Origin of the sequence: Pustulibacterium marinum (assembly GCF_900116665.1) — a bacterium.
GTDB lineage: Bacteria > Bacteroidota > Bacteroidia > Flavobacteriales > Flavobacteriaceae > Pustulibacterium > Pustulibacterium marinum.
Window position 1 is genome coordinate 1 of sequence record NZ_FPBK01000012.1, and the last position, 25,493, is coordinate 25,493.

The window sequence follows — 25,493 nt, forward strand, 5'->3', positions numbered from 1 at the left end:
ACACGTGTCACAATTTTGACACACCTAAAATAGAAAAAAAGCTCGAAACCATTGTATTTCCTACCGTTTCGAGCTTTGGAGTAGCGAAGACGGGAGTTGAACCCGTGACCTCAGGGTTATGAATCCTGCGCTCTAACCAACTGAGCTACCTCGCCATTATTCATACATCCTTGAATGCGGGTGCAAATATAAAACTAAAATTGATTCCTCCAAATGTAATTTTAAAAAATATTTTTAAAGAAAATTTAGTTTTGAATTTTTAATTTATTGGCTATATTGTCGGACTTATAATAGAAATAAAGGTTTTTATATGGAAGAAAAAGTTAAGTACGAGTTAGAATTTGTGGTGCATTCATCACCATCATTGTTATATCAATATATATCAACTCCTTCTGGTTTGTCGGAGTGGTTTGCAGACAATGTGAATTCACGTGGAGAAAAATTTACCTTTATTTGGGATGGTGCAGAAGAATATGCCAAACTGGTACGCAAAAAGAATGGAGAATTGGTAAAGTTTAAATGGGAAGACAATGATGATGCTTACTTTTTTGAGATGAAAATCGTAGTTGACGAAATTACCAAAGATGTTTCATTGGTAGTAACAGATTTTGCCGAAGAAGACGAAATGGATGAAGCAAAGATGCTTTGGGAAAATCAAATCTCAGATTTAAAACATGTATTAGGTTCAGCTTAGAAACTAAATCATAATATTATATATTTGCCCTGAAAATTTTTCAGGGCTTTTTTTATGGTAAATTTTAACGGAACGATTCAGTCTACAAGTCAAAATCAATTAACTTTTGATAACAGAGGTTTTAAATTTGGAGACGCACTTTTTGAAACTATTAGAGTAATCAATGGGAAAGTGATTTTTGCAGAGGAGCATTATCTACGATTAATGGCTTCTATGCGAATCTTACGAATGGAAATCCCAATGAGTTTTACCTTGGAATTTTTTGAAGCTGAAATTTTAAAGCTGATTGAAGCGCAACAATTATCAAAACTAGCGGTAAGAGTTCGGTTTAATGTATACAGAAACGATGGAGGTTTGTACACACCTAGCACAAATGATGTTTCTTATTATATAGAAGTAAAACGCCTTAAAAATCCATTTTACACTATTGATGATGCTGCTTATGAGGTGGATCTTTATAAAGATTTTTATAGTGCGCCAGGTTTGTTATCATCATTAAAAACCAATAATAAATCACTACAAGTTGTGGGAAGTATTTTTGCCTCCGAAAATGATTTGCAGAACTGTTTATTGCTAAACACATCTAAGAATGTAGTAGAAGCTTTGAATGGAAACATATTTTTGTTAAAGAAAAATGTAATTAAAACGCCTCCAATTTTAGATGGTTGTATCAATGGAATTGCACGCAAGCAATTATTAAAGATTTTAAAGAATTTAGAAGGCTATACTTTAGAGGAAACTTCAATTTCTCCGTTTGAATTACAAAAGGCAGATGAACTATTTATAACCAACACAGTTATAGGTATTCAACCAATTACCAAATACCGAAAAAAAACGTATACAACTGACTTTGCGAAAAGTTTAGTTGGAAAATTAAATGCAGCTGCCCGACTTTCTTAATTGAAAGTAGGGTCTTCCGGTGCGTTTGACCAGAGAAGATAATCACCGCCTAATTCTTCTATTTTCTCTTTCCATAGATTTTTAGAAGACTTTTTTATAAGGCTGCTATGCAGGTTATTTTTTGAAACCACCCAAGAGCTTGCAGAAAGTTCATCATTCAATTGGTTTGCAGCCCAACCTGAATATCCTAAAAAGAACTTGATATCGGAAATTTGAACAGCTCCTTTAGCAATCAAATCTATAATGCTTTCAAAATCGCCGCCCCAATAAATCCCTGAAGCTATTTCAATGCTATTTGGAATAAGTTGTGGGATTCTGTGTATAAAATATAGATTTTCCTGTTCTACAGGTCCTCCGTTATAAACCTTAAAACGATCGTCTTCAATTTCAGGAATGATTTCGCTTAACTTAAAATCAAGAGGTTTATTTAATATAAAACCAACAGAGCCCAATGTACCGTGCTCGGCAAGTAAAACAACTGAACGATTAAAAGAAACATCACCAATAATAGATGGTTCTGCTACAAGAAGTAATCCTTTTTCGGGTTTAAGTGCAACCATAAGCTATCGGGTTTTTCATAAACTTAGAAGATTTTCATGAAAATAGCAAGCAAATAAAAAAAAAGGTAGAAAATTAAAAAGCACCCAATCATGGGTGCTTTCAAGATCTTTATACAAAAACTATAAATTAGTTTACTGCGTCGCTTAATTCTGTTCCGGCTTTAAATTTAACTACTTTTTTAGCAGCAATTTTAATAGTTTCTCCGGTTTGTGGATTTCTACCATCTCTTGCTGATCTTTCAGATACAGACCAAGAACCAAAACCTACTAATGAAACTTTTCCTCCACCTTTCAAAGTGCTTTCAACATTTCCTAAGAAAGATTCTAATGATTTTTTTGCAGCTGCTTTGGTGATTCCTGCGTCTGCTGCCATTGCGTCAATTAATTCTGTTTTATTCATAAGTTTAAATTTAAAATTTTAATGATTGGTGTATTCTTAATAGTTTACCGTTAACAAATATAGAGGGATTTGCTTACTATGCAAGTGTTTTCGTGGGAAATCCGATGAAATGTTCATAAGTTTATGGAAATGTTGATATTTGAACTTGCATATCTTAAAATTTTAAGAACCTTAGTGTTTACAAGGGTTTTCGCATTATGGCATTTTCAGAAAACGAAAATCCGTTAAGAACTGATTTAATATCCATGCGTTTTTTTCCTGGTAGTTGAATTTCTTTCAGAAAAATGTAACCGTCTAAGGCGGAAACTTTTACCTCTTTTTTTGAAGCAATAAGGGTTCCTGGTTTTTCAGTAACATCAGTTTTTTCTTTAGATACTGTATATATTTTTACATTTAGTGATTCATTATCCTGCTCCAAAACCGTCCACGCCGTAGGGTAAGGACTCATACCACGAACAAAATTGTAGATGTTTTCTACCGAATCTTCCCAGTTGATTAGACAAGTATCTTTATGAATTTTAAATGCATCTTTTGTAATTATAGAGTCGTCTTGAATTGTGGTGACAACGGATTCTTTTTCAATTTGTTGAACAGTATCTATAACCAGATTTGCGCCAACAGTCATTAATTTATCATGAAGTGTCCCGGCAGAATCTTTCTCGTCAATAATAACTTCTGATTGTTGAATCATAGCTCCGGTATCTATTTTTTCATCAATAAAAAAGGTGGTGACTCCTGTTTTTTCTTCTCCATTTATGATAGCCCAATTAATTGGAGCCGCTCCACGGTAATTGGGTAATAATGAAGCATGTAAATTAAAAGTTCCTAATTCGGGCATTTGCCAAACAACCTTTGGTAACATTCTGAAAGCTACAACAATTTGTAGATTAGCATTCAAACTTTTTAATTCAGAAAGAAACGTTTCATCCTTAAGGTTGGTAGGTTGTAAAATGTGAAGGTTTTTACTTAGCGCATATTCTTTTACAGCAGAATGTTGCAACTTTCTTCCTCTTCCTGCAGGTTTGTCGGGTGCTGTAATTACACCTACAACATTATAATTATGTTTTACCAATGCATCTAAAGTTGCAACAGCAAAATCGGGAGTTCCCATAAAAACTATTCTAAGGTCTTTCATTTTATGTAATATTCGTTTCTATCGTTGATATGTATCGTGTTTTCAGATAGCATTCTTTGTAAACTATCTATAATATGATCTTCTTTATATGTAAGCAAAGAACAAATGCTTTGAGATGTTAATGCTTTGGTTTGGATTTTTTTTAAAATATCATCTTTAATGATATCATAAAGGGCTGGTGTGGAATTCCTTTTTTGTGCTATACAAACTGAACAAATTCCGCAAGGTGTAGTATTTTTTTCGCCAAAATAGGAGAGAAGCTGAATACTTTTACAAACTTCATCATTATTAATAAAGTGAACTGTACTTTTCACTTGTTCTTTGATATGGTTTTGCTGAGCTAAAATTTGTTTAGCAATACCATTTATGGTTTGATCATCTTCTCTGGGAACCAAAAATAAAATTTCAGCATCTGTTTTGGTGGCAGTATATTCTATTACATAATCTGCCTCTAATTGATTTAGAATGCTTTCTAATTGTGATACTTTCACGCCACATTTTTTTGCAATCAAATCTGGATTTATTTGAGTAGCGCCTTCAAAAATTCCTCCGTAGGTTCTAATGATGGCTTCCATTGGTTTTTGAAACAACGGATTTTTTCTCAAATATTCTTCATACACATAATATGAAACCGAAATATGAATGGTGTGTTTTTCTCTAAAATTTTCAGTTAAAGAAATAATAGAAAATTGATCTAACAGCTTTAAAGTTTGAAAAGTTTTCGCTTGCGGTAATTCGTATGTACTACAAAAATCATTGAATTGAAATGGATAATTTGTTTCGGTACCTTCACCAAAAGAAATCTGAAAGTAATTGTTCAGTTTTTTATAAATGTATTTGATCTCTTTTAAAGTAGGTAAAACGGAAATGTATTGTTTTATGGCTTGCTGTTCTTCAAACCTATTTTTTAGTAACACTGCAAATGCTTTTTTACCATCTCTTCCTCCACGACCGGCTTCTTGAAAATAGCTTTCAATACTATCAGGATAGGTTAAATGTATTACTGTTCGTACATCGGGTTTGTCAATACCCATTCCAAAAGCATTGGTGGCCACCATAACTTGAATTTCGTTATGTAACCATTTTTGCAGCTTTTCGTTTTTCTCTTTTGTACTTAATCCACCATGAAAATATGCTGCTGCTATTTTTTCTTTTTGAAGTTTTTCTGAAATGTCTTTGGTAGCTTTTCTATTTCGAACATAAATAATAGAAGACCCCGGATTTTTTCTAAGAATTTGAATGGTTTTATAGATTACATTCTCGTCTTTAAAAGTCATGTAAGCAACATTGGGCCTAGCAAATGAACTTTTAAAAACCTTCGCATCTTTTATTCCAAGATTTTCTTGAATATCTTCTAAAACTTTAGGTGTGGCAGAAGCGGTAAGCGCTATGGTAGGTATTTCTGGAAATAATTCCTTTAAAATATTACAGTTTCTATAAGCTGGCCTAAAGTCATTTCCCCATTGACTAATGCAGTGAGCTTCGTCAATTGCAATCAGCGAAACATTCATTTGCTTTATGCGTTCTATCACAATTTCTTGCTGTAATCTTTCAGGAGAAATATACAGGAATTTGTAGTTTCCGTAAATGGCATTGTCAAGTAAGGAATCAAGCTCATTGCTAGAAATTCCACCAGTTAAAGCAATTGCTTTAATACCTTTTTCTTTGAGTTTTGTAACCTGTTCGTTGATCAAGGCGACCAAAGGAGAAACCACAATACAAATACCTTCTTTTACCAGCGCAGGAACTTGAAAACAAATTGTTTTTCCACCGCCTGTAGGTAACAAAGCTACGGTGTTTTTGTTGTTTAAAACGGTATTGATGATATCCTCTTGAGTATCTCTAAAGGCATCAAATTGCCAGTATGTTTGTAAAACTTCAAGAGGAGTTTTCATTATAGATAATTGATTACGTTGATGATAAAATCAGTACGTTCTTCTACGGTTCCAGTAGGTACTTCCATAAGTTCGTAGCCATAGGACTCGTATGTTTTCTTTAGATTTTCATGTATTTTCAAAGCTTGATCGTAATTTTCATAACGTTCATTGTCTGAAATGTAGATGTCTTTCCATGGTGGTAAAATAAAAACAGTATCGTATACGTGATTTTTACAAGAATCTACAAAGCTTTCGGGATATTCATCACCAATAAAATCCATATACGCCAAAACGTCATGAATTCCACGGTCTAGAAAAACCATTGTTTCATCTAATTGTAAGGTTTGATTGTATTGTTCAACTCTTCCTTGCAATAGTTTTTCAGAGAATAAAAGCGGATGTGTTAAAAATAATTGTTCTATACCTTTTTTTCTCGCTTCTAGAATTACTTCTCTCGATATTTCTGGTAAACAATGAAATTTTCTCTTGAGAAGTTCATCGATAATTGATGTTTTTCCAGAACCCGGTCCTCCGGTTATTACAATTTTTTTCGGCTTCATATATCAAATCAATACTTATAATTGGGCGTAAAGGTACTTAATTTGTCAGTTCTGCTGCAAACGGTATAACTCTTGCAAGCATATTACTTTAGAATAAGTATATTTGAACCCAATAAGAAATTTTATGAGTACAGAAAAAGAAGCAGCATTTTATGATAGATTGAGAGAAGAATTAAACAATACTTCTTTATGGCCATCTGAATATTTATACAAATTTATTGTACCTACAAGCGAAGAAAAAATACAGCAAATTGAGTCTATTTTTGATAATAAAGGAGCTGTAATCACAACCAAACAATCTTCTGGTGGAAAATTTTCTAGTATTTCAATCAATCTAAAATTGAAAAATCCAGACGAAGTAATTTTCTTTTATAAAGAAGTTGGCAAAATAGAAGGTGTAATTTCTTTGTAAATAAAGGAATTTTACTATTTTGCAGGTATACACTGAAGATTTTTTAATTCTACTACATTTTGATAGATTCAATCGAATATAATACAGAGAGGGATTATTTGAGAATTCCTGAATATGGTCGCCATATCCAAAAAATGGTTAATCATTGCAAAGAAACTGAAGACAGAGACGAACGTAATAAAATAGCTAAGGCTATCATAGGAGTGATGGGAAATTTAAATCCTCACTTAAGAGATGTTCCTGATTTTCAGCATAAACTTTGGGACCAGTTATTTATCATGGCAGACTTTGATTTAGATGTGGATTCTCCTTACCCACAACCGTCTGAAGAATTATATTTACAAAGACCTGAACCGCTAGCGTATCCTCAAAATCATCCAAAATATCGTTTCTACGGAAATAATATTAAAAGAATGATAGATGTATGCATAAGCTGGGAAGATGGAGATTTGAAGCAAGCATTGAAATATAATATTGCCAACCATATGAAAAAAAGTTTCTTGAGTTGGAATAAAGATTCTGTGGAAGACGAAGTTATTTTCAAGCATTTATATGAACTTAGTGATGGACAAATAAATCTAGCTCGTTTTGAAGAAGACCTTACCGCAAGTTCAGATCTTTTAAGAACCAAACCAAAATCGCGTTCAAACAATAATAACTACAAAAGTAAAAACAACCGTAATAACAAAGGAAAAAATTACGGTAAGAAACGCCATTAATTAGTAAGTACACATCATGGGAACTTTTCAAATAGAAGGAGGCCATAAGCTTCAAGGAGAAATTACACCTCAAGGAGCAAAAAATGAAGCCTTGCAGATTTTATGTGCGGTTTTGTTAACCGACAAAAAAGTAACTATCAACAATATTCCAGATATTATTGATGTTAACAAATTGATTGATCTTTTAGGAAATCTAGGAGTGAAAATCCAAAAGAAAAAACAAGGAAGTTTCATTTTTCAAGCGGATGATGTAGATGTAAACTATCTGCAATCAGAACAGTTTAAGAAAGATGGTAGAGGTCTTAGGGGTTCTATTATGATAGTAGGGCCGCTTTTAGCCAGATTTGGGAAAGGATATATTCCTAAGCCAGGTGGAGATAAAATTGGTCGTAGAAGATTAGATACCCACTTTGAAGGTTTCATCAAACTTGGAGCTGAATTTCGTTATAATAAAGAAGAACATTTTTACGGCGTTGAGGCAAAAAAACTAAAAGGAGCCTATATGCTTTTAGATGAAGCTTCTGTTACCGGTACTGCAAATATTGTCATGGCAGCTGTTATGGCAGAAGGTACTACCACTATTTACAATGCTGCTTGCGAACCATATTTACAGCAACTTTGTAAAATGCTTAATAAAATGGGCGCCAAAATATCTGGTATTGGTTCTAATATGCTAACTATTGAAGGTGTTGAGAAATTAGGTGGTTGTGAGCACACGATGCTACCAGATATGATTGAAATAGGTAGCTGGATTGGTTTAGCAGCTATGACGCAAAGCGAATTGACCATTAAAAATGTTAGTTGGGATGATTTAGGGTTGATTCCAAATGTTTTTAAGAAACTTGGAATTACCATAGAAAGAAGTGGGGATGATATTCACATTCCTGCACATACCGATGGTTATGAAATTCAGAATTTTATAGATGGATCTATTCTTACGATTTCAGATGCTCCATGGCCAGGTTTTACACCAGATTTACTAAGTATTATTTTGGTTGTAGCCACCCAAGCAAGAGGTGAAGTATTGATTCACCAAAAAATGTTTGAAAGTAGATTGTTCTTCGTTGATAAATTGATTGATATGGGAGCAAAGATTATTCTTTGTGATCCACATAGAGCTACGGTAATAGGTCATGATTTTAAGTCAAAATTAAAAGCAACAACCATGACTTCTCCAGATATTAGAGCAGGAGTTTCGCTTTTAATTGCAGCACTATCAGCAAAAGGAACTTCTACCATTCATAACATTGAACAGATAGATAGAGGTTATGAAAATATAGATAAACGTCTTAGAGCAATAGGAGCTAAAATTACCAGAGTTAGCTAAAAGTTAGTTTTTTAGAGGAATCTGTGGTTTTTTTCTTATTTTAGAAAAAATCTTCATATCGGTTGCTATAAACATGAAAAGAAAGTATTTAATTGGTGTTGCTATTTCTGTTTTGGTACTTACATGTAACCAAATATTTATTCAATACTGGTTGCAGAAGAAGAAAGAAGATGCCGAGGTTATTAATATTGCGGGTAGGCAACGTATGCTAAGCCAGCGTATTAATTTAGAATTTTACAAAATACATGATGGGCACACAACTAGTGAGAATTTAAATTCGTTTTTAAATCAATGGATGCGTGCCCATAATGCTTTACTCAACGGTGATGATCAGTGGGATTTACACCCTGTAGATGATAGTGAAGCTCAAATATTATTAAAGCAACTTACTCCTATAATTTCAGCAGTTTCAAAGAAAGCTCACTATAACTCAACAATGAATGAAGCAGAACTAATAGAAGTTTCTACAGAGCTTAATGATTTTTTGCAAGTTATGGATGCAGCAGTTAAGAAGTTGGAACAAAGCGCCAATAATAAACTGGTTTTCATCATTATTACTGAAATTATTTTAGCCTTAATTTCTATTTTAATCATTGTTTCAGAAGTTTTTCTTATTTATCGTCCTATAAGTAAACGATTAGAGTCTCATATTTTAGCGTTGGAAGATTCAGAGAAGAGCTTACGAGATAAGAATGAAAAATTAAAACGTATAGCACATATTCAATCACACGAATTAAGAAGGCCTTTATCAAATATTCTGGGATTAGTTCATTTGATAAAGTTTGACGATAGGGATGAATATAACCCTTTGTATTTAGAAAAATTGAAGACTTCTGCCGAAGATTTGGAGAAAAGTATCTCAAATATTGTAGAGAATACAAAAACTTTTAAAGGCGATACAATAGATGATATATCACAAATAGGTGATTCTTAAAATAACTCTTCTATTTGCTGCTTTATCGGCTTCAGTTTTTTCAGGATATACTTTTGGACGTTTAAATCCGTAACCAATATAACTCAATCTAGTTTCTTTAATTCCTTTAGAAATCAAGTAATTCATAATAGATTGAGCTCTATTTTTTGAAAGTTTTTCTTGATTTTTTTTGAAATCAGCTGCGTAGGGTGTATAAATATCTCCACAACAAACATGCCCTTCAATACGAAGTTTTACAGAAGTATGGTTACGTAATTCTTGTACTACTGTGTCAAGTGTTTTTTTAGATTCTTCTTTGAGATTGGTAGTATTTAGTACAAATCGAAGCGTTTTTAATTCAATGGAGTCACCCTTTTTAAGTTCGTTGTAATTTTTTCCCATGAACATACTTTTATCCAAAGGAATATAAGCTGTTTTTTCAGCAAAAAGAACTACAACATCAACTCTTCTATTTTCTGAGTTACCTGAATTGTTAGATGTAATTTGTTCAGTAATCAATTCACCGTGAGCAGAAGTTTTAATGTTTTTGATTAATTGTGGATAATTAGTTTGTATGAAATTTTTGATCACATCGGCTCTTTTTTTGGCGAGCTTCATATTATATTCTTTAGACGCTACATAATCTGTATATCCTGTAATATCAAAATAGTAATTATTTCCATTATTCAGAGAGTCTAGAGAAGTGGAAAGTAGTTGTTCTTGTTGATTGTTCAATGCATGAACATCCATATCATAAAACAATTGTATGATTTTATTTTGTGCGTTTAATTGACTACTAAAAGCAAGTAAAAAGATAACTAATCCAAAGAAGGATTTCATAATATTAGGTTTGCGCCTAAAAATACAAAATCCTTACCTTTTAATTCAAAGCTTCTTTATATGTTTTTAAGCAACGTTCACGTGCTTCTTTATGATCTACCATATACTCTGGATACTCATTTGTACCGAATTCTTTAACCCAGTGTTTAACGTATTTTCTATCCTTATCAAATTTATCTAATTGTGTAATTGGATTAAATATTCTGAAATATGGCGCTGCATCAACACCACTTCCGGCAACCCATTGCCAATTTCCCACATTACTGCTCATTTCATAATCTAGGAGTTTTTCGGCAAAATAAGCTTCACCCCAACGCCAATCAATTAATAAATGCTTGCATAAAAAACTTCCTACAATCATTCGTACTCGATTGTGCATGTATCCCGTTTGATTTAATTGTCGCATTCCGGCATCAACAATAGGATATCCGGTTTTTCCGGCTTTCCATTTTTCAAATTCAGATTGATTGTTTCTCCATTTTATATTGTCGTAATCGGGTCTAAAACTTTTGGTAACAGTATGAGGAAAATGATAAAGTATTTGCATAAAAAATTCTCTCCAAATCAGTTCACTCCAAAAAGTTTCATTTTTCTCAGCAATTGCTTTTTTAACCATTTTTCGAATACTAACAGTGCCAAAACGTAAATGTGGACTTAAATAAGAAGTGGCATCTTTTGAAGGAATATCTCTAACTTCTTCGTAAGATTGAATCATGCTTGGCGTCACATGATATGGTTTTACCTCTACAGAAGATTTTTCAAATCCAATATCAGATAAGCTTACATTAGGTAATCTTGTATTTTTATAAAGAGCATCAAAGTATCGCGTAGTTTGATGAGCTGAAAGTAGTTCTTCTTTGAAATGCTCTTTCCATCTGCGCATGTAAGCAGTGTACACAACATACGGGTCGCCATCATTTTTAACAATTTCATCTTTTTCAAAAAAGACTTGATCTTTATAAGTATTGAAGGCTATTTCTTTTTTCCGAAGAAGTTTTTGTATCGTTTTATCTCTCTCTTTTGCGTAGGGCTCATAATCATGATTGGCATACACCTCTTTAATATCGTATTCTTCAATAAGATTTTCAAAGATGTTTTTTGGTTTTCCTAGATAAATGGCTAGTGAACTGTTATTATCTTGCAATTCTTTTCGCATTGACTGTAACGTTTCATATATAAACGTAATACGAGCATCGTCTTTAGGGAGTGAATTGATAATTTCTTCATCAAAAATGAAGATGGGTAGTACTTTTTTACCACTTCTTAAGGCTTTAGAAAATCCTACATTATCATCCAAGCGTAAATCTCTACGAAACCAAAATATGGCTTGTGGCTGTTCTTTCATAATCAAAAGGAATTAAATTCAAGAGTAGTAGCCGATTCTTGCAATTCGCCATAAATTGCCTTCAATTTTTCAGCTCTATAACTAAAAATTTCTCTCAGTTTTGGTTTCACTAGAAATGGATGCACAAGTTGACCAATGATTCCAGCCGGTAATTTGTAATCAACAATATCAGTCATAAGAACTCCACCTTCAATTTCTTCTATGAAGTGTTTATGATGCCAGAGCGCATAGGGACCAAAACGTTGCTCATCAACAAAGTATGTTTTGTCTTTTATATGAGTAATTTCGGTAACCCATTTTGTTTTGATGCCGGCAACAGGTGTTACAATATATTGAATGATTTGTCCTTCAAACATTTCCCCAGTAGATCCAGAAACAATATCAAACCCCATATAGTCAGGAGTAATCGTTTTAAGATTTTTGGGGTCTGAAAGAAATTTCCAAGCCTCTTCCATGGAAATATGTAGTTTTTGAGTTCCTTTTAATTGATACATTTTCATGAAGTCAAAAGTAATTAGATTTTTTGTTTAATTATTTAAATTAAAAGTTAAACAAATTTTCATCTTACTTATTTTAAGATAATATTAACGTTTGAAGAGTGGCTTAATTTCTATTTTAGATCACAATCAAATTATTTAAAATGAAAAACTTTAAACTATTTTTTTTAGCGGTGATTTCAAGCGTTGCTGTAAACGCACAAATTACAACTCCGCAACCTAGTCCACATGCAAAAATTGAGCAGCGCGTTGGATTAACTGATATTACCGTAACCTATTCTAGACCATCTATGAAAGGACGTGAAATTTTTGGTGATTTAGTCCCTTTTGAGAAGATTTGGAGAACCGGAGCCAATGAAAATACAGTAATTACTTTTAGTGATGATGTAATGATTGCTGGTAACAAGCTAACTAAAGGATCTTATGCTATCTACACGAAACCAAGACAAAAAAATTGGGATGTTATATTTTATACAGATACGAATAATTGGGGAGCACCGAAGGAATTAGATGAATCAAAAATTGCAGCTGTTTATGTTGCGGAAACAATGAGAGTTCCATTTGATGTAGAAACGTTCACTATTGATTTTAATAACTTAACGAATAATAGTGGAAGTCTAGAATTTCTTTGGGCAAGTACATATGTTGCGGTTCCATTTGAGGTGATGACAAAAGAGAAAGCAATGGCGAGCATTGAAAAAGCACTAAATGGACCATCAGCAGGTGATTATTATGCGGCAGCTTCCTATTATTATGAAGAAAATATGGATATTTCTAAAGCCAAAACTTATATTGATAAGGCTGTGGAAATGCAAGGGAATAAGGTTACCTATTGGATGCTTAGAAAACAATCTTTGATCTACGCTAAAGCTGGCGATAAAAAAGGAGCTATAGCAGTAGCAAGAAAGTCTTTAGATGGTGCTTTAAAGGCAGGAAATCAGGATTACGTTAAAATGAATGAAGAATCCCTTAAAGAATGGGGAGCTAAATAAAGTTCACCGAAAGCTCAAAAAAATATAAAGGGATGTGTTTGAAAAACACATCCCTTTATATTTTATGCAGAAACTTTCTCTGCAGTACAAAGCAATTTAGCCTGACTGCAAATATCTTCTATCTTAACTTGATTTGGTAAAAAAGATAAAATTTGGGAAATCGTCTTTTTATCTTCTTGCTGTAAAGCAGTTAATTGGTTAAAAGTAAAATATCCAATTTCATTGAATCTTCTTTCTACTGTAGGTCCAATTCCTTTTAATTTCTTGAGATCATCTTTTTCCAAAGCATTGTCTTCAGGTTGGTAATCTTCTTGAGGTTCAGATTTTACATACATACCTCTTTCATAGGTTTTAACCGCTTTAATTTGGCCAGGTACGCCAAAATTTGAAACCACATAGTTGTTTTCAGTGCGAATCTCCGTTTCGGAAGTAGTTGATTGTAGCGATTTAAATTTAGCCATGGCTAGGAAAAAACCAATGGCAAAACCAAAGAGACAAATACTTAATAAAATTACATAATCTAGGATTGTCGAGGGGGTAATTACGTAAAACATTTAGTGTTTAATTATTTTTTAAATTCTACATTAATTTAAGCTTGGTTGTTTAGTTTATACTGCCTTATGTTAAAGGCTTAATTGTGAGCTCATAAGGTAATAATAAATATTTGTTAAAAAAAATGTAAAACTCTAAAGTTGTGATATTTATTTAAAAAATAATTTTTTCTTGATTTTAGTGGCATTTAGTTGAAAAATAATTACTAAGTTTGAATCATAGTTTAAAACAAAGTAATGAACAGCATTCAATTTCATCATCATCATTTTCATACTTGCACTCAAGCGAGATGAAATTGGTATGTTATAAATTGAAAGACAGATAATTTTAAAACCCGTTTGAGTAGTTCAAACGGGTTTTTTGTTTTTAGAACTGCTCAAACCAAATCAAAAAAAGAAGAAAGAAATGACAAAGCTTACCATTGCAATTCAAAAATCGGGCAGACTCAATGAAGACTCCCTTAAAATTCTTAAAGACTGCGGAATTTCTATCGATAACGGTATCGATCAACTTAAAGCTTCCGCTCGCAACTTTCCTATAGAAGTACTGTATTTACGTAACGGAGATATACCGCAATACCTTCGTGATGGTGTGGTAGATATTGCTATTTTAGGAGAAAACCTGTTGTTTGAGAAAGGTAAAGATCTTCCAGTGGTAGAAAAACTTGGTTTTTCAACATGTAGAGTATGTGTGGCGGTTCCTAAAAGTGTTTCGTATACTTCCATTAAAGATTTAGAAGGCAAAAAAATAGCAACTTCGTACCCTAACACTGTCCAAGCTTTTCTAGATGAAAACAGTGTTAAAGCTGAATTGCACATTATTAATGGTTCGGTTGAGATTGCTCCAAATATAGGTCTGGCCGATGCTATTGTAGATATTGTGTCTAGTGGCAGCACGCTGTTCAAAAATAATTTGAAAGAAGTAGAGCAAATTCTTAAAAGTGAAGCCGTGCTTACGGTTTCTCCAAAAATTAGTGAGGAAGCAAAAGCAATTCTTGAAAAATTACAATTCAGAATTCAGTCGGTTTTAAAAGCTCGTAATTCAAAATATATTCTGCTAAATGCTCCTAATAATAAGGTTCAAGATATCATCAAAATTCTTCCAGGAATGAAAAGTCCAACTGTTTTGCCGTTGGCTGAAGAAGGCTGGAGCTCTGTACACTCTGTAATTAATGAGGATAGATTTTGGGAAGTGATAGACGAATTAAAAGCTAACGGAGCTGAAGGTATTTTAATAAACCCAATCGAAAAAATGGTATTGTAATGGTAAAAGTAGAAAATCCAACTCCGGAAACTTGGTCAACTCTTTTACAAAGGCCAACTAAAACTGTAGAAGACATTGAAGCTACGGTAAACGAAATTTTTCACGAAATACAAACCAAAGGCGATCAGGCCATTATTAAGTATACCAATTTATTTGATGGTGTTGCTTTAGATGATTTTGCGGTGACCGAAGAAGAAATTCAAGAAGCAAAATCTCAGGTTTCAGCTGAATTAAAAAAAGCTATTCAATTAGCGAAAGAAAATATTACCAAATTTCACGCTGCTCAAAAAACCGAAAGAGTTTCAGTAACTACACAAAACGGCATTGAATGTTGGCAAGAAAAACGCCCAATTCAAAAAGTTGGTTTGTACATTCCTGGTGGTTCGGCTCCTTTATTTTCTACTATTTTAATGTTGGCTATTCCTGCAACTTTAGCGGGTTGCGAAGAAATTGTGTTGTGTACACCACCAAATAAAGAAGGTAAAGTAAATCCTACTATTTTATATACTTCTGAATTATGTGGAGTGACTAAAATATTAAAAGTAGGAGGTATTCAAGCAATTGCCGGATTCACGTTTGGAACGAAAACCATTCCGCAAGTGTATAAAATTTTCGGTCCAGGAAACCAATTTGTAACGGTAGCAAAACAATTGGCAACTAAATATTGTGTAGCGATAGATATGCCTGCTGGACCATCTGAATTGCTAGTTTTTGCCGATGCTACTGCCGATGCAAGTTTTGTAGCTTCCGATCTATTATCACAAGCGGAACACGGAGCAGATAGTCAGGTGATTTTAGTAACTACAGCAAAAGATTTTGTTGGGGAAGTTGAAACCGAAATTGAAAAACAATTAGCTGAATTACCACGAAAGGAGATCGCTTCAAAAGCTATAGAAAATTCAAAATTGATTTATGTAAAAGACGACGCAACGGCTTTACAGTTGATAAACGCTTACGGGCCAGAACATTTTATCATCAGTTGTACAAATGAAGATTTCTATGTGAACGGAATTCAAAATGCAGGTTCGGTTTTTATAGGGAAATATACGCCAGAAAGTGCAGGAGATTATGCTTCGGGAACCAATCATACCTTGCCAACCAATGGCTATGCTAAACAATACAGTGGTGTGAATTTAGACAGTTTTACCAAAAGCATGACGTTTCAAAAAATTGATGAAACCGGAATTCAAACCATCGGGAAAGCAATTGAACTAATGGCTGAAGCTGAAGGTTTAGAAGCCCACAAAAATGCAGTATCACTTCGTTTAAAAAGTTTAAATTAAACCGTTATGCTGCACTTGTTTCAGTATCTCATCAACTTATGAAAAACACAATGAAAAGAAATACATTCAATATAGAAAAATTGGTTCGCCCAAACGTGGCTAAATTAAAGCCGTATTCTTCTGCGCGTGACGAATACAAGGCTACCGGTACCGAAATGGTTTTTCTAGATGCTAACGAAAATCCGTATGAAAATGGAGTGAACCGTTATCCAGATCCGCAACAGCGTGATTTAAAATCGGCTTTATCCAATTTAAAAAAGATAAAACCAGCACAAATTCTTTTAGGAAACGGAAGTGACGAAGTATTAGATTTGATTTTTAGAGCTTTTTGCGAGCCAAAAGAAGACAATAGCATCACATTACCGCCAACGTACGGAATGTACAAAGTATTGGCAGAAACTAATAATGTGGAGAACAGAGAAGTGCTGTTAAAAAAAGATTTTCAACCCAATGTGAAGCAAATTTTAGAGGTAGCTGATGAAAATTCAAAACTCTTATTCATTTGTTCACCTAACAACCCAACAGGCAATGCTTTCGATCCACAAGTCATCAAACAATTGTTGAATGAATTCAATGGTTTGGTGGTAATTGACGAAGCGTATATCGACTTTTCTGGTTATGAAAGTTGGGCAAATTTCTTAGATCTTTATCCAAATTTGATAGTGACGCAAACCTTATCTAAAGCTTATGGTTTGGCCGGGATTCGTTTGGGAATTTGTTATGCTTCCGAAGAAATAATTTCGGTGTTGAATAAAATCAAACCGCCGTATAATGTAAACGAACTTACCCAACAAAAGGCATTAGAACGCGTGTTGGCGATAGACGACGTTTTAGATGAAGTAGATGCTATTTTACTAGAGCGCGAAAAGTTAATTGTCAACTTATCAGAAGTAAAATTCATCAATGAAATATATCCAACCGATTCCAATTTTGTATTGGTAAAGGTTGATGATGCTAATTTACGTTACGAACAACTAGTAGAAAAAGGAATCGTAATCAGAAACGGAACTACACAGCCTTTGTGCGAAAACACCCTTCGTTTTACGGTAGGAACTCCAGAAGAAAATCAAAAATTAGTTAATGCCTTAAAAGCAATTCAACAATGAAAAAAGTATTATTTATAGATAGAGACGGTACGTTAGCTTACGAACCCGAAGATTATCAATTAGATAGTTTAACCAAACTAGAATTTTACCCAGGAGTTTTTCAATACTTGAGTAAAATTGTCAACGAATTAGATTTCGAAATTGCGATGGTAACCAACCAAGATGGTTTGGGTACCGATAGTTTTCCGGAAGATACGTTTTGGCCAACCCAAAATTTTATTCTTAAGGCTTTTGAGAATGAAGGTGTTCAATTCGATGAAATCTTTATCGATCGTACTTTTGCAAAAGACAACGCTCCAACACGTAAACCCAATACTGGTTTGTTGACCAAATATATTGATAATGAAGCTTATGATTTGGCAAATTCATTCGTAATTGGCGATCGATTGACGGATATTGAATTAGCAAAAAATTTAGGTGGAAAAGGTATTTTTATCAACGATCACGAAAGTTTAGGAGCAGATGAAATCACAGCTGGTAAAGAAGAAGTGGTCAAAGCCATTGCTTTGCAAACTAATAGTTGGAAAGAAATTTATGAGTTTTTGAAATTACAAGACAGAACTGCTGAAGTTTCTAGAAAAACCAATGAAACCGATATTTACATCAAACTAAATTTAGACGGAACTGGGAAAAGTGAAATCGAAACGGGGATTGCTTTTTTCGACCACATGTTAGATCAATTATCGCGTCACGGACAAATGGATTTAACCATTAAGGTGAATGGCGATTTAGAGGTTGATGAACACCATACTATTGAAGACACCGCAATTGCTTTAGGCGAGGTCTTTAGCAAAGCGTTGGGAAATAAATTAGGAATTGAACGTTACGGTTTTTGTTTGCCAATGGACGATTGTTTAGCGCAAGCTGCAATTGATTTCGGTGGAAGAAATTGGCTGGTTTGGGATGCTGAATTCAACCGTGAAATGATTGGTAAAATGCCTACAGAAATGTTCTATCATTTCTTTAAATCGTTTACAGATGGAGCTAGAGCTAACCTAAACATCAAAGCTGAAGGCACTAACGAACACCATAAAATTGAAGCCATTTTTAAAGCGTTTGCCAAAGCGATAAAAGTAGCGGTAAAACGCGATCCTGATAAAATGATTTTACCATCAACAAAAGGAATGTTATAAGATAGATTTGAGTATAACGATTAGGTTATCGAGTTTGATACTCATTACTAAATACTTAATTATCAATACTATTAAAAAATGAAAATTGTAATCATAAATTACGGAGCAGGAAATATACAGTCTATCAAATTTGCTATTCAGCGTTTAGGTTATGAAGCGGTTTTATCTGATGATGCTGAAGAAATCAAAAATGCAGATAAGGTTATTTTTCCTGGTGTTGGCGAAGCGAGTAGTGCTATAGCTAAATTAAAAGCAACTGGCTTAGATACTGTTATCCCTACACTAAAACAACCTGTTTTAGGCATTTGTTTGGGTATGCAGTTAATGTGTGCACATTCTGAAGAAGGCGACACTAACGGACTCGGAATTTTTGATGTGGAAGTGAAGAAATTCTCACCAAAAGTAAAAGTACCTCAAATTGGTTGGAATCAAATTGCAAACTTGAAATCACATTTGTTCGAAGGCATCAAAGAAAACGAATATATGTATTTGGTGCACAGTTTCTACGCTGCTGCTTGTGATGAAATGATTGCCACTACCGAATATGACATTTTGTACGCTTCTGCCTTACAAAAGGATAATTTCTACGGAGTACAATTTCACCCAGAAAAAAGTAGCAAAGCAGGAGAAAAAATAGTAGACAATTTTTTAAAGCTAAGTTAAAATGATAGTGTTATGCTGAATTGGTTTTCAGCATCTTAATTCAAACTTCTAAAATCAAACTTAAAATGAGAATCATCCCAGCCATAGATATTATAGACGGTAAATGTGTACGCTTGTCTAAAGGCGATTACAATACCAAAAAAATATACAATGAAAGTCCGTTAGAGGTAGCCAAAGAGTTTGAAGCGCACGGTATTCAACATTTACATTTGGTAGATTTAGACGGAGCGAAAAGCAAGCATATTGTCAATTACAAAGTGTTAGAAAGTATTGCATCTAAAACCAGTTTGAAAATTGATTTTGGTGGTGGTTTAAAATCTGATGAAGATTTAAAAATTGCTTTTGAAAGTGGAGCCTATCAAATTACAGGAGGAAGCATTGCTGTAAAAGATAGTACGACGTTTAAAAGTTGGATTGCCAAATATGGTGCAGAAAAAATCATTTTAGGAGCTGATGCAAATGATGAAAAAATTGCGGTAAGCGGTTGGCAAGAAGCTTCTGAAGAAGAGTTGATTCCGTTTGTGCAAAAGTATCAAGAAAATGGAATTCAATATGTAATTTGTACAGATATTAGTAAAGACGGTATGTTGCAAGGCCCTTCGTTTGCCTTGTACGAAAAAATGTTGGTTGAATGCGCGAACATTAAATTAATTGCTTCAGGAGGAATTTCTACGTTTGATGAATTACCAAAACTAGCCGAAATCGGTTGTGAAGGAACCATCATTGGAAAAGCCATTTACGAAGGCCGCATTTCGATGAAACAGTTAGAAAATTATATAGTGAAATAAACTAGCAGGTAGAAATTAGAAAATAAAATTATGCTTACAAAACGAATCATACCTTGTTTAGATATTAAAAACGGACGAACCGTAAAAGGCGTTAATTTTCTCGATTTGCGCGATGCTGGAGATCCGGTAGAATTGGCGGCAATTTATGCTGAAAACGGAGCAGACGAATTGGTTTTTTTAGATATTTCGGCAACAGAAGAACGCAGAAAAACACTAGCTAATTTGGTCATGCACGTAGCAGAGAAGGTGAATATTCCGTTTACAGTGGGTGGTGGAATTTCGTCTGTTGAAGACGTAGATATTTTGTTGCAAAGTGGAGCTGATAAGGTTTCTATCAATTCTTCCGCAGTAAAACGTCCGGAGTTGATTAACGAATTATCCGCTAAATTCGGGAGTCAATGTGTAGTAGTCGCCATTGATGCCAAACAAATTGATGGAGAATGGATAGTGCATTTAGTAGGCGGAAAAGTACCAACTGAATTAAATTTATTCGATTGGGCAAAAGAAGTAGAAGAACGTGGAGCAGGCGAAATTTTGTTCACTTCTATGAATAACGACGGCACCAAAAATGGTTTTGCTAATGAAGCCTTGGCAAAATTGTCTTCAGCATTAAACATCCCGATTATTGCTTCTGGCGGAGCGGGAACTATGGAACATTTTCTAGATACCTTTAAAGAAGGAAAAGCAGATGCTGCTTTGGCGGCAAGTGTGTTTCATTTTAAAGAAATTGCAATTCCAGATTTGAAAATGTATCTCCAAGAAAATGATGTTTTAGTTCGTTTGTAAATTAAAATGTAAACCGAAAACAGGAGCATGAAAAATGGTAAAGAAGCCGTATCTTTAATGCAACAAATAATCCATATCATGAAAAAAATACTTCTAGTGGCATTTGTTATGCTACAGATTACAGCGGCTTGGTCTCAACAAGCCATTTTTGATGCAGCTCCATTAGCTTCTCCGGTTATTAACGATGATAAATCGGTGACATTTAAAGTAAAAGATTCACTCGCTACAAGTATTGCTATAGTAGGAGATTGGCTTCCGAAAGAAGGCTACGCAACAATCCCTGCAAAAATGACTAAAGCTGAAGATGGAATTTGGAGCTATACTTCAAAACCTTTGACTTCAGATTTACATACCTATCAAATTGTAGTAGATGGTTTAACCACTACAGACCCAAACAACCCATTTGTAGTGCGCGATGTTTCTACACTTTACAATATGTTTATTGTACCAAGTGGTAATGCAGATACCTATAAAGTACAAAATGTGCCTCACGGTACAGTTTCAAAACGTTGGTATGAGTCGCCTAAACTAGATATGCAACGTCGTTTAAGCGTATACACACCTGCGGGTTATGAGACTAGTAAAGAAAAATATCCTGTACTATATTTATTGCATGGTGCTGGTGGAGACGAAGAAGCTTGGTTGGCTTTGGGGCTTGCAGCACAAATATTAGATAATTTAATTGCTGAAGGAAAAGTAAAACCAATGCTAGTGGTAATGCCAAACGGTAATGTAATACAGCAAGCAGCTCCTGGTGAAGGAATCAAAGGGTTTTATCAACCACAATTTATGATACCTAAAACTATGGACGGTACGTATGAGGAGAGTTTTCCTGATATTATGAAATTTGTTGCAGATAATTATCGTATTAAAAAAGGAAAAGAAAATACAGCTATTGCAGGGCTTTCTATGGGTGGTTATCATTCGCTTCATATTTCAAGATATTACCCAAATACATTTGATTATGTTGGCTTATTTTCAGCAGCTACATTACCAACAGCTGATAAGAAATCTCCTGTTTATGAAAATATAGATGTTACTTTAGAACAGCAGAAAAAAAATGGTTATCAATTATATTGGATAGGTATTGGTACTGAAGATTTCTTATACAAAGCAAATACAGAATTTAAAGAGAAACTAGATACAATAGGCATGACCTATGAATATCACGAAAGTGGAAGAGGACACGAGTGGACTAATTGGAGAGATTACTTGATTTTATTCCTTCCGAAGCTTTTCAAATAAAAAATGATAATGAAAATTGATTTTACAAAAAATAGTGACGGACTTGTTCCTGCAATAATTCAAGATGCTACTACAAAATCGGTGTTGATGTTGGGCTACATGAATGAAGAAGCCTACACCAAAACAGTGGCAACACAAAAAGTAACGTTTTATAGCAGAAGTAAGCAACGATTATGGACTAAAGGTGAGGAGAGTGGTAACTTTTTAAACTTGGTTGATATTGCTGTTGATTGCGATAACGATACACTGCTTGTAAAAGTAGATCCTGTTGGGCCTACTTGCCATACAGGAGCTGATACTTGCTGGGACGAAGAGAATACACCATCTTACGGATTTCTTTCTGAACTTGAAGCAACTATCAAAGACCGAAAAGAAAATGCAACAGCAGAGAAAAGTTATGTAGCATCACTATTTGAAAAAGGAATCAATAAAATTGCGCAAAAAGTTGGTGAAGAAGCAGTAGAAGTTGTTATTGAAGCAAAAGACAATGATGAAGATTTGTTTTTAAACGAATCTGCCGATTTGTTATTTCATTACTTAATACTATTACAAGCCAAAGGCTATACGTTAAGAGATATAGCAGCTGTTTTAGAAGCAAGACAATCATAATGCATATTACTAGAGAAAATTATACTTCTAGAAGCGAAGTAGTTTTGTTTATTAATGGGCAATTTCCAAAGCATATGCCATTGGTACAAGAGTTTAAAAAGATTTTTTGTACCGATGGTGCTTACCATAAACTTGTAAAAAGAGGTGTGTTGCCAGATGTGGTTTCAGGTGATTTTGATTCGTTATCAGAAGATAAAATTGATGAAACGGTAGAAATTATACCCACTCCAGATCAAAACTTTACCGATTTTGAAAAAGCACTACAGCTCATTAAAAATGAAGGGTACAAAAGTGTTGCAGTTTTTGGGTGTAGTGGTTTAGAACACGATCATTTTTTAGGAAATTTACATTCCATTTTAAAATTCAAAAAAGAGTTGAATATTACTTGTTTTGATGATTTTGGATTCTATTTCTTTGCCGAAAAGAAGACTAAGATATCAGGTTTTCAAAACGAAATCATTTCTTTATTTCCCTTTCCCAAGGCAAAAAAAATTACTTCTACAGGAGTAAAGTATCCATTAACAAAAGAGAATTTATCCATAGCAAAGCGTGTGGGTACACGTAATACTATTACAGCAGAAACAGCTCAAATTGAATTTTCCAAAGGTAATTTGTTGTTGTTTGTTCAAAATTTAAAGTAAGAATTCACGCAACCATTTCAGTAACAGTTCATCTAAAGTATAAAACCAACTTAAAAATGAAGACAAAAATTTTACTCGTATTCAGTTTTATTCTATTGTTTAGTTGTAAAGACAAAGAAGATGAAGTTATGTTATGTTGTGATGTTCCTATTGAAGGTTTAGAAGGATCATGGAAATTGATTCAAATTTTCTCTGATCCAGGTGATGGTAGTGGTTCATGGAATAACGTGGAAAGCGATAAAACACTAAGTTTTTCTGATGCCAATGATATGGTTAGTAGTAACGGCTCTGTTTGTAATGTTACGATGGATACCGATGAAAGTTCATCTGCTAACTTTGTTTTTAGTCCGGAAGATGAAACCAATACCTATGGAACCATTACGTTGAGTAATACAAATTGTACTAGTGCAGAAGAACTGAATATAACGTACAATTTTGAAAATTCAGAAACACTAACGCTTTATTATCCATGTATTGAAGCGTGTGGCGCCAGATATGTGAAAATTGATGAGTAAGCTATAATAAGCTTACTCTTTGTATGTTATGCATAAATTTTTAATAAGGAAACCACATCTTTCCAGTTGTCCACGCGTACATATTTGTCTACATCTATATTATGAAATGCTGAAAACAAAATAGGAGTTCCTTTGAAAAAGTCTAAGTTTTTGCAATGATCATCAATCATAAAATCGGTATTTACAATTTTCTTATCCCCACAAAGTACAATTTTTTTCCAGTGAATAAATGGAAAATGTTCGGCAAGCCAATCATATTTTTCTTCTAAGAATTGAGGAAATTCCATTGCGGAAGAAACAACATAAACATCAAAAATATCACATAATTTTTTGAGTCCTTCCACGGCATCTTTCATCACAGGAACAGTTCTGAAAAAACCGGGTGTGCTAGCAAATTTCATAACCACTCCTGGATCAGGAAAAGCTTCTCTTTCAGGTTTACCTTTGATGTCTTCGTAGGTGAGTTTTGTTCCAAAATTTTGATTGTATAGGTTTAAGAAATGATTTTCAACATCCGCTAAAACTCCGTCCATATCCACGGCTACGGTTTTTTTCATGATGAGATTAAGATTTTGGTTTCTTTGTAAAGCTAACATTTTTTAAGAAATCAATCTAAATAATATCTTTATTTTAGCTAAAACATCACGTTAGATATGGCAAAACGAAGATTGCGTAAAAAGAGAGTTTCCAAAACGCATAAGAAGATAGGTATGGCACCGGGAACGGTGACCTATATGGGAGATAAAGAAGATGTAAGCTTGCATGTAGAAGTAATAGATTACAACAAAGATCATTACTCTATAAAAAATTATAATACCGTTGAAGAAACCTATCATTTAGGTACGGAAGATACCATAACCTGGACCAATATTACCGGACTTGGTAATGTAGATGATATCAAGCGTTTAGGAACCTTTTACAATATACATCCATTGATCTTGGAAGATATTGTAGATCCACACCAAAGACCACGTGTTGATGAGTATGAAGATTATATTTTTGTGATTGCTAAAATGTTGTATTACAAAGATAAAGAGTTGGTTGTAGAACATATATCTATAGTAATGGGAGAGGATTATGTACTCACATTTCAAGAATCAGAATTTGATGTTTTTGATGGTTTACGCGCTCGTTTAGAAGCCGGTAGAGGAAGAATTAGAACTGAAAAATCAGACTATTTGCTTTTTTGTATTCTAGATTCTGTGATAGATAATTACTTTTTAATTGTAGAAGCACTTGCTGAAAAAATAGAAAATCTTGAAGACGAATTGTTTGAAGATCCACAGGAATCTGCTTCTCAAGAAATCCAAGAATTAAAGAGAGAATCTCTTCGTGTTCGTAAAAATATATTTCCACTGCGTGAAGTGGTAAGCCGTTTAGAAAAAACCGAAGTTTCCTATGTCTATCCGCAGACCATAAATTATTATAAAGACTTGTATGACAATATTGTACAGGTGATAGAAACTATTGAAATTTACCGAGATATGATTTGGGGCATGGTAGATTTGTACATGAGTACCATGAGTAACAAAATGAACAATGTAATGAAGGTACTTACCATAATAGCAACCATTTTTATCCCATTAACTTTCATCGCTGGTATATACGGAATGAACTTTGACTACATGCCAGAGCTGCACTATAAATATGGTTATTTTGTAGTTTGGGGTATTATGATAGTAATGCTAGTTGCAATGGTGTATTATTTCAAAAGGAAAAAATGGTTATAATATGTTGG

At 33.8% G+C, this 25,493-nt stretch carries 29 protein-coding genes and 1 tRNA gene; 19 read left to right on the forward strand and 11 right to left on the reverse strand.

Annotated elements, in window-relative coordinates; translation table 11 throughout:
- Positions 1-81: 81 nt before the first annotated feature.
- A tRNA-Met gene (locus BM383_RS14130) sits at positions 82-155 on the reverse strand.
- 155 nt (positions 156-310) lie between these two features.
- On the opposite strand from BM383_RS14130, the gene BM383_RS14135 reads away from it, so the two are divergent.
- Together BM383_RS14135 and BM383_RS14140 are read left to right on the forward strand one after the other, a co-directional pair.
- The gene (locus BM383_RS14135; protein ID WP_093025802.1) at positions 311-694 is read left to right on the forward strand and encodes an START-like domain-containing protein; all 384 of its coding nucleotides are present in this window, start codon (positions 311-313) and stop codon (positions 692-694) included.
- A 54-nt stretch (positions 695-748) separates the two neighbouring features.
- Complete coding sequence (locus tag BM383_RS14140) at positions 749-1,594, forward strand: aminotransferase class IV (RefSeq protein WP_093025803.1); 846 nt, start codon at positions 749-751, stop codon at positions 1,592-1,594.
- On the opposite strand, the gene BM383_RS14145 is transcribed toward BM383_RS14140, so the two are convergent.
- From BM383_RS14145 to BM383_RS14165, 5 genes are all read right to left on the reverse strand, one after another.
- Positions 1,591-2,154 carry a YqgE/AlgH family protein gene (locus BM383_RS14145; protein ID WP_093025804.1) on the reverse strand — a complete coding sequence of 188 codons (564 nt, stop codon included), beginning with the start codon at positions 2,152-2,154 and terminating at the stop codon, positions 1,591-1,593. The two genes, BM383_RS14140 and BM383_RS14145, sit on opposite strands and share 4 nt — an antisense overlap.
- Positions 2,155-2,281: 127 nt before the next feature.
- Entirely contained in the window at positions 2,282-2,554 is a 273-nt protein-coding gene (locus tag BM383_RS14150; protein ID WP_093025805.1) for an HU family DNA-binding protein, read from the reverse strand.
- Positions 2,555-2,732: 178 nt separating this feature from the next.
- A complete protein-coding gene (gene fmt / locus BM383_RS14155; RefSeq protein ID WP_093025806.1) occupies positions 2,733-3,689 on the reverse strand; it encodes a methionyl-tRNA formyltransferase in 957 nt (318 codons plus the stop codon).
- The gene (locus tag BM383_RS14160) at positions 3,686-5,584 is read right to left on the reverse strand and encodes a RecQ family ATP-dependent DNA helicase (protein ID WP_093025807.1); all 1,899 of its coding nucleotides are present in this window, start codon (positions 5,582-5,584) and stop codon (positions 3,686-3,688) included. The genes fmt and BM383_RS14160 overlap by 4 nt, the downstream gene beginning before the upstream one ends.
- Positions 5,584-6,126, reverse strand: a complete 543-nt coding sequence (locus tag BM383_RS14165) for an AAA family ATPase (protein WP_093025808.1) — start codon at positions 6,124-6,126, stop codon at positions 5,584-5,586. Before BM383_RS14165 ends, BM383_RS14160 begins: the two co-directional genes overlap by 1 nt.
- A gap of 124 nt (positions 6,127-6,250) precedes the next feature.
- Here BM383_RS14165 and BM383_RS14170 point away from each other — a divergent pair, with 124 nt between their 5' ends.
- The 4 genes from BM383_RS14170 (at position 6,251) to BM383_RS14185 (ending at position 9,518) form a co-directional block, all read left to right on the forward strand.
- Positions 6,251-6,538, forward strand: coding sequence for a DUF493 family protein (locus BM383_RS14170; RefSeq protein WP_093025809.1), 288 nt, complete (start codon positions 6,251-6,253; stop codon positions 6,536-6,538).
- Positions 6,539-6,597: 59 nt separating this feature from the next.
- Positions 6,598-7,257, forward strand: coding sequence for a DUF4290 domain-containing protein (locus tag BM383_RS14175; RefSeq protein WP_093025810.1), 660 nt, complete (start codon positions 6,598-6,600; stop codon positions 7,255-7,257).
- Positions 7,258-7,273: 16 nt separating this feature from the next.
- Positions 7,274-8,584, forward strand: a complete 1,311-nt coding sequence (gene murA, locus BM383_RS14180) for a UDP-N-acetylglucosamine 1-carboxyvinyltransferase (RefSeq protein WP_093025811.1) — start codon at positions 7,274-7,276, stop codon at positions 8,582-8,584.
- 73 nt (positions 8,585-8,657) lie between these two features.
- Positions 8,658-9,518, forward strand: coding sequence for a type IV pili methyl-accepting chemotaxis transducer N-terminal domain-containing protein (locus tag BM383_RS14185; RefSeq protein WP_093025812.1), 861 nt, complete (start codon positions 8,658-8,660; stop codon positions 9,516-9,518).
- Here the strand turns inward: BM383_RS14185 and BM383_RS14190 are convergent.
- From BM383_RS14190 to BM383_RS14200, 3 genes are read right to left on the reverse strand one after another with little or no spacing between them, the layout of a single operon-like run.
- Positions 9,498-10,337 (reverse strand): OmpA family protein, encoded by an 840-nt coding sequence (locus BM383_RS14190; RefSeq protein ID WP_093025813.1) that lies wholly within the window; start codon positions 10,335-10,337, stop codon positions 9,498-9,500. The genes BM383_RS14185 and BM383_RS14190 overlap by 21 nt on opposite strands.
- Positions 10,338-10,377: 40 nt before the next feature.
- Positions 10,378-11,682, reverse strand: a complete 1,305-nt coding sequence (locus BM383_RS14195) for a cryptochrome/photolyase family protein (protein WP_093025814.1) — start codon at positions 11,680-11,682, stop codon at positions 10,378-10,380.
- A gap of 2 nt (positions 11,683-11,684) precedes the next feature.
- Complete coding sequence (locus BM383_RS14200; RefSeq protein WP_093025815.1) at positions 11,685-12,182, reverse strand: SRPBCC family protein; 498 nt, start codon at positions 12,180-12,182, stop codon at positions 11,685-11,687.
- Positions 12,183-12,322: 140 nt separating this feature from the next.
- Here BM383_RS14200 and BM383_RS14205 point away from each other — a divergent pair, with 140 nt between their 5' ends.
- Positions 12,323-13,171 (forward strand): DUF2911 domain-containing protein, encoded by an 849-nt coding sequence (locus BM383_RS14205; protein WP_093025816.1) that lies wholly within the window; start codon positions 12,323-12,325, stop codon positions 13,169-13,171.
- A gap of 62 nt (positions 13,172-13,233) precedes the next feature.
- Here BM383_RS14205 and BM383_RS14210 read toward each other — a convergent pair whose 3' ends face one another.
- The gene (locus BM383_RS14210) at positions 13,234-13,725 is read right to left on the reverse strand and encodes a hypothetical protein (RefSeq protein WP_143106427.1); all 492 of its coding nucleotides are present in this window, start codon (positions 13,723-13,725) and stop codon (positions 13,234-13,236) included.
- Positions 13,726-14,128: 403 nt separating this feature from the next.
- Between BM383_RS14210 and hisG the strand changes: the two genes are divergently transcribed.
- The 11 genes from hisG (at position 14,129) to BM383_RS14265 (ending at position 23,755) form a co-directional block, all read left to right on the forward strand.
- A complete protein-coding gene (gene hisG, locus BM383_RS14215; protein WP_093025926.1) occupies positions 14,129-14,986 on the forward strand; it encodes an ATP phosphoribosyltransferase in 858 nt (285 codons plus the stop codon).
- Entirely contained in the window at positions 14,986-16,269 is a 1,284-nt protein-coding gene (gene hisD / locus BM383_RS14220; RefSeq protein ID WP_093025818.1) for a histidinol dehydrogenase, read from the forward strand. Before hisG ends, hisD begins: the two co-directional genes overlap by 1 nt.
- A gap of 50 nt (positions 16,270-16,319) precedes the next feature.
- Positions 16,320-17,375, forward strand: a complete 1,056-nt coding sequence (gene hisC, locus BM383_RS14225) for a histidinol-phosphate transaminase (RefSeq protein WP_093025927.1) — start codon at positions 16,320-16,322, stop codon at positions 17,373-17,375.
- Positions 17,372-18,508 carry a bifunctional histidinol-phosphatase/imidazoleglycerol-phosphate dehydratase HisB gene (hisB, locus tag BM383_RS14230; protein ID WP_093025819.1) on the forward strand — a complete coding sequence of 379 codons (1,137 nt, stop codon included), beginning with the start codon at positions 17,372-17,374 and terminating at the stop codon, positions 18,506-18,508. The genes hisC and hisB overlap by 4 nt, the downstream gene beginning before the upstream one ends.
- A 78-nt stretch (positions 18,509-18,586) precedes the next feature.
- Positions 18,587-19,171: an imidazole glycerol phosphate synthase subunit HisH gene (gene hisH / locus BM383_RS14235; protein WP_093025820.1), complete on the forward strand. Its 585-nt coding sequence runs from the start codon at positions 18,587-18,589 to the stop codon at positions 19,169-19,171.
- 65 nt (positions 19,172-19,236) lie between these two features.
- Positions 19,237-19,959 carry a 1-(5-phosphoribosyl)-5-[(5-phosphoribosylamino)methylideneamino]imidazole-4-carboxamide isomerase gene (gene hisA, locus BM383_RS14240; RefSeq protein WP_093025928.1) on the forward strand — a complete coding sequence of 241 codons (723 nt, stop codon included), beginning with the start codon at positions 19,237-19,239 and terminating at the stop codon, positions 19,957-19,959.
- 30 nt (positions 19,960-19,989) lie between these two features.
- Positions 19,990-20,745: an imidazole glycerol phosphate synthase subunit HisF gene (gene hisF, locus BM383_RS14245; protein WP_093025821.1), complete on the forward strand. Its 756-nt coding sequence runs from the start codon at positions 19,990-19,992 to the stop codon at positions 20,743-20,745.
- Between the two features lie 78 nt (positions 20,746-20,823).
- A complete protein-coding gene (locus BM383_RS14250) occupies positions 20,824-21,990 on the forward strand; it encodes an esterase (protein WP_093025929.1) in 1,167 nt (388 codons plus the stop codon).
- A gap of 9 nt (positions 21,991-21,999) precedes the next feature.
- Complete coding sequence (gene hisIE / locus BM383_RS14255) at positions 22,000-22,599, forward strand: bifunctional phosphoribosyl-AMP cyclohydrolase/phosphoribosyl-ATP diphosphatase HisIE (protein WP_093025822.1); 600 nt, start codon at positions 22,000-22,002, stop codon at positions 22,597-22,599.
- Positions 22,599-23,240, forward strand: a complete 642-nt coding sequence (locus tag BM383_RS14260; protein WP_093025823.1) for a thiamine diphosphokinase — start codon at positions 22,599-22,601, stop codon at positions 23,238-23,240. Before hisIE ends, BM383_RS14260 begins: the two co-directional genes overlap by 1 nt.
- A gap of 56 nt (positions 23,241-23,296) precedes the next feature.
- Entirely contained in the window at positions 23,297-23,755 is a 459-nt protein-coding gene (locus BM383_RS14265) for a hypothetical protein (protein ID WP_143106428.1), read from the forward strand.
- Positions 23,756-23,781: 26 nt separating this feature from the next.
- Here the strand turns inward: BM383_RS14265 and BM383_RS14270 are convergent, their stop codons facing one another.
- The gene (locus BM383_RS14270) at positions 23,782-24,312 is read right to left on the reverse strand and encodes a 5' nucleotidase, NT5C type (protein WP_093025930.1); all 531 of its coding nucleotides are present in this window, start codon (positions 24,310-24,312) and stop codon (positions 23,782-23,784) included.
- Between the two features lie 96 nt (positions 24,313-24,408).
- On the opposite strand from BM383_RS14270, the gene corA reads away from it, so the two are divergent.
- The gene (gene corA / locus BM383_RS14275) at positions 24,409-25,485 is read left to right on the forward strand and encodes a magnesium/cobalt transporter CorA (RefSeq protein WP_093025825.1); all 1,077 of its coding nucleotides are present in this window, start codon (positions 24,409-24,411) and stop codon (positions 25,483-25,485) included.
- Positions 25,486-25,493: the final 8 nt, after the last annotated feature.

Excerpts from the sequence above, each read along its gene's own strand:
- BM383_RS14135 (WP_093025802.1), top strand. The coding sequence starts at position 311 with ATGGAAGAAAAAGTTAAGTACGAGTTAGAATTTGTGGTGCATTCATCA.
- BM383_RS14140 (WP_093025803.1), top strand. The coding sequence starts at position 749 with ATGGTAAATTTTAACGGAACGATTCAGTCTACAAGTCAAAATCAATTA.
- BM383_RS14145 (WP_093025804.1), bottom strand. The coding sequence starts at position 2,154 with ATGGTTGCACTTAAACCCGAAAAAGGATTACTTCTTGTAGCAGAACCA.
- BM383_RS14150 (WP_093025805.1), bottom strand. The coding sequence starts at position 2,554 with ATGAATAAAACAGAATTAATTGACGCAATGGCAGCAGACGCAGGAATC.
- fmt (WP_093025806.1), bottom strand. The coding sequence starts at position 3,689 with ATGAAAGACCTTAGAATAGTTTTTATGGGAACTCCCGATTTTGCTGTT.
- BM383_RS14160 (WP_093025807.1), bottom strand. The coding sequence starts at position 5,584 with ATGAAAACTCCTCTTGAAGTTTTACAAACATACTGGCAATTTGATGCC.
- BM383_RS14165 (WP_093025808.1), bottom strand. The coding sequence starts at position 6,126 with ATGAAGCCGAAAAAAATTGTAATAACCGGAGGACCGGGTTCTGGAAAA.
- BM383_RS14170 (WP_093025809.1), top strand. The coding sequence starts at position 6,251 with ATGAGTACAGAAAAAGAAGCAGCATTTTATGATAGATTGAGAGAAGAA.
- murA (WP_093025811.1), top strand. The coding sequence starts at position 7,274 with ATGGGAACTTTTCAAATAGAAGGAGGCCATAAGCTTCAAGGAGAAATT.
- BM383_RS14185 (WP_093025812.1), top strand. The coding sequence starts at position 8,658 with ATGAAAAGAAAGTATTTAATTGGTGTTGCTATTTCTGTTTTGGTACTT.
- BM383_RS14190 (WP_093025813.1), bottom strand. The coding sequence starts at position 10,337 with ATGAAATCCTTCTTTGGATTAGTTATCTTTTTACTTGCTTTTAGTAGT.
- BM383_RS14195 (WP_093025814.1), bottom strand. The coding sequence starts at position 11,682 with ATGAAAGAACAGCCACAAGCCATATTTTGGTTTCGTAGAGATTTACGC.
- BM383_RS14200 (WP_093025815.1), bottom strand. The coding sequence starts at position 12,182 with ATGAAAATGTATCAATTAAAAGGAACTCAAAAACTACATATTTCCATG.
- BM383_RS14205 (WP_093025816.1), top strand. The coding sequence starts at position 12,323 with ATGAAAAACTTTAAACTATTTTTTTTAGCGGTGATTTCAAGCGTTGCT.
- BM383_RS14210 (WP_143106427.1), bottom strand. The coding sequence starts at position 13,725 with ATGTTTTACGTAATTACCCCCTCGACAATCCTAGATTATGTAATTTTA.
- hisG (WP_093025926.1), top strand. The coding sequence starts at position 14,129 with ATGACAAAGCTTACCATTGCAATTCAAAAATCGGGCAGACTCAATGAA.
- hisD (WP_093025818.1), top strand. The coding sequence starts at position 14,986 with ATGGTAAAAGTAGAAAATCCAACTCCGGAAACTTGGTCAACTCTTTTA.
- hisC (WP_093025927.1), top strand. The coding sequence starts at position 16,320 with ATGAAAAGAAATACATTCAATATAGAAAAATTGGTTCGCCCAAACGTG.
- hisB (WP_093025819.1), top strand. The coding sequence starts at position 17,372 with ATGAAAAAAGTATTATTTATAGATAGAGACGGTACGTTAGCTTACGAA.
- hisH (WP_093025820.1), top strand. The coding sequence starts at position 18,587 with ATGAAAATTGTAATCATAAATTACGGAGCAGGAAATATACAGTCTATC.
- hisA (WP_093025928.1), top strand. The coding sequence starts at position 19,237 with ATGAGAATCATCCCAGCCATAGATATTATAGACGGTAAATGTGTACGC.
- hisF (WP_093025821.1), top strand. The coding sequence starts at position 19,990 with ATGCTTACAAAACGAATCATACCTTGTTTAGATATTAAAAACGGACGA.
- BM383_RS14250 (WP_093025929.1), top strand. The coding sequence starts at position 20,824 with ATGAAAAAAATACTTCTAGTGGCATTTGTTATGCTACAGATTACAGCG.
- hisIE (WP_093025822.1), top strand. The coding sequence starts at position 22,000 with ATGAAAATTGATTTTACAAAAAATAGTGACGGACTTGTTCCTGCAATA.
- BM383_RS14260 (WP_093025823.1), top strand. The coding sequence starts at position 22,599 with ATGCATATTACTAGAGAAAATTATACTTCTAGAAGCGAAGTAGTTTTG.
- BM383_RS14265 (WP_143106428.1), top strand. The coding sequence starts at position 23,297 with ATGAAGACAAAAATTTTACTCGTATTCAGTTTTATTCTATTGTTTAGT.
- BM383_RS14270 (WP_093025930.1), bottom strand. The coding sequence starts at position 24,312 with ATGAAAAAAACCGTAGCCGTGGATATGGACGGAGTTTTAGCGGATGTT.
- corA (WP_093025825.1), top strand. The coding sequence starts at position 24,409 with ATGGCAAAACGAAGATTGCGTAAAAAGAGAGTTTCCAAAACGCATAAG.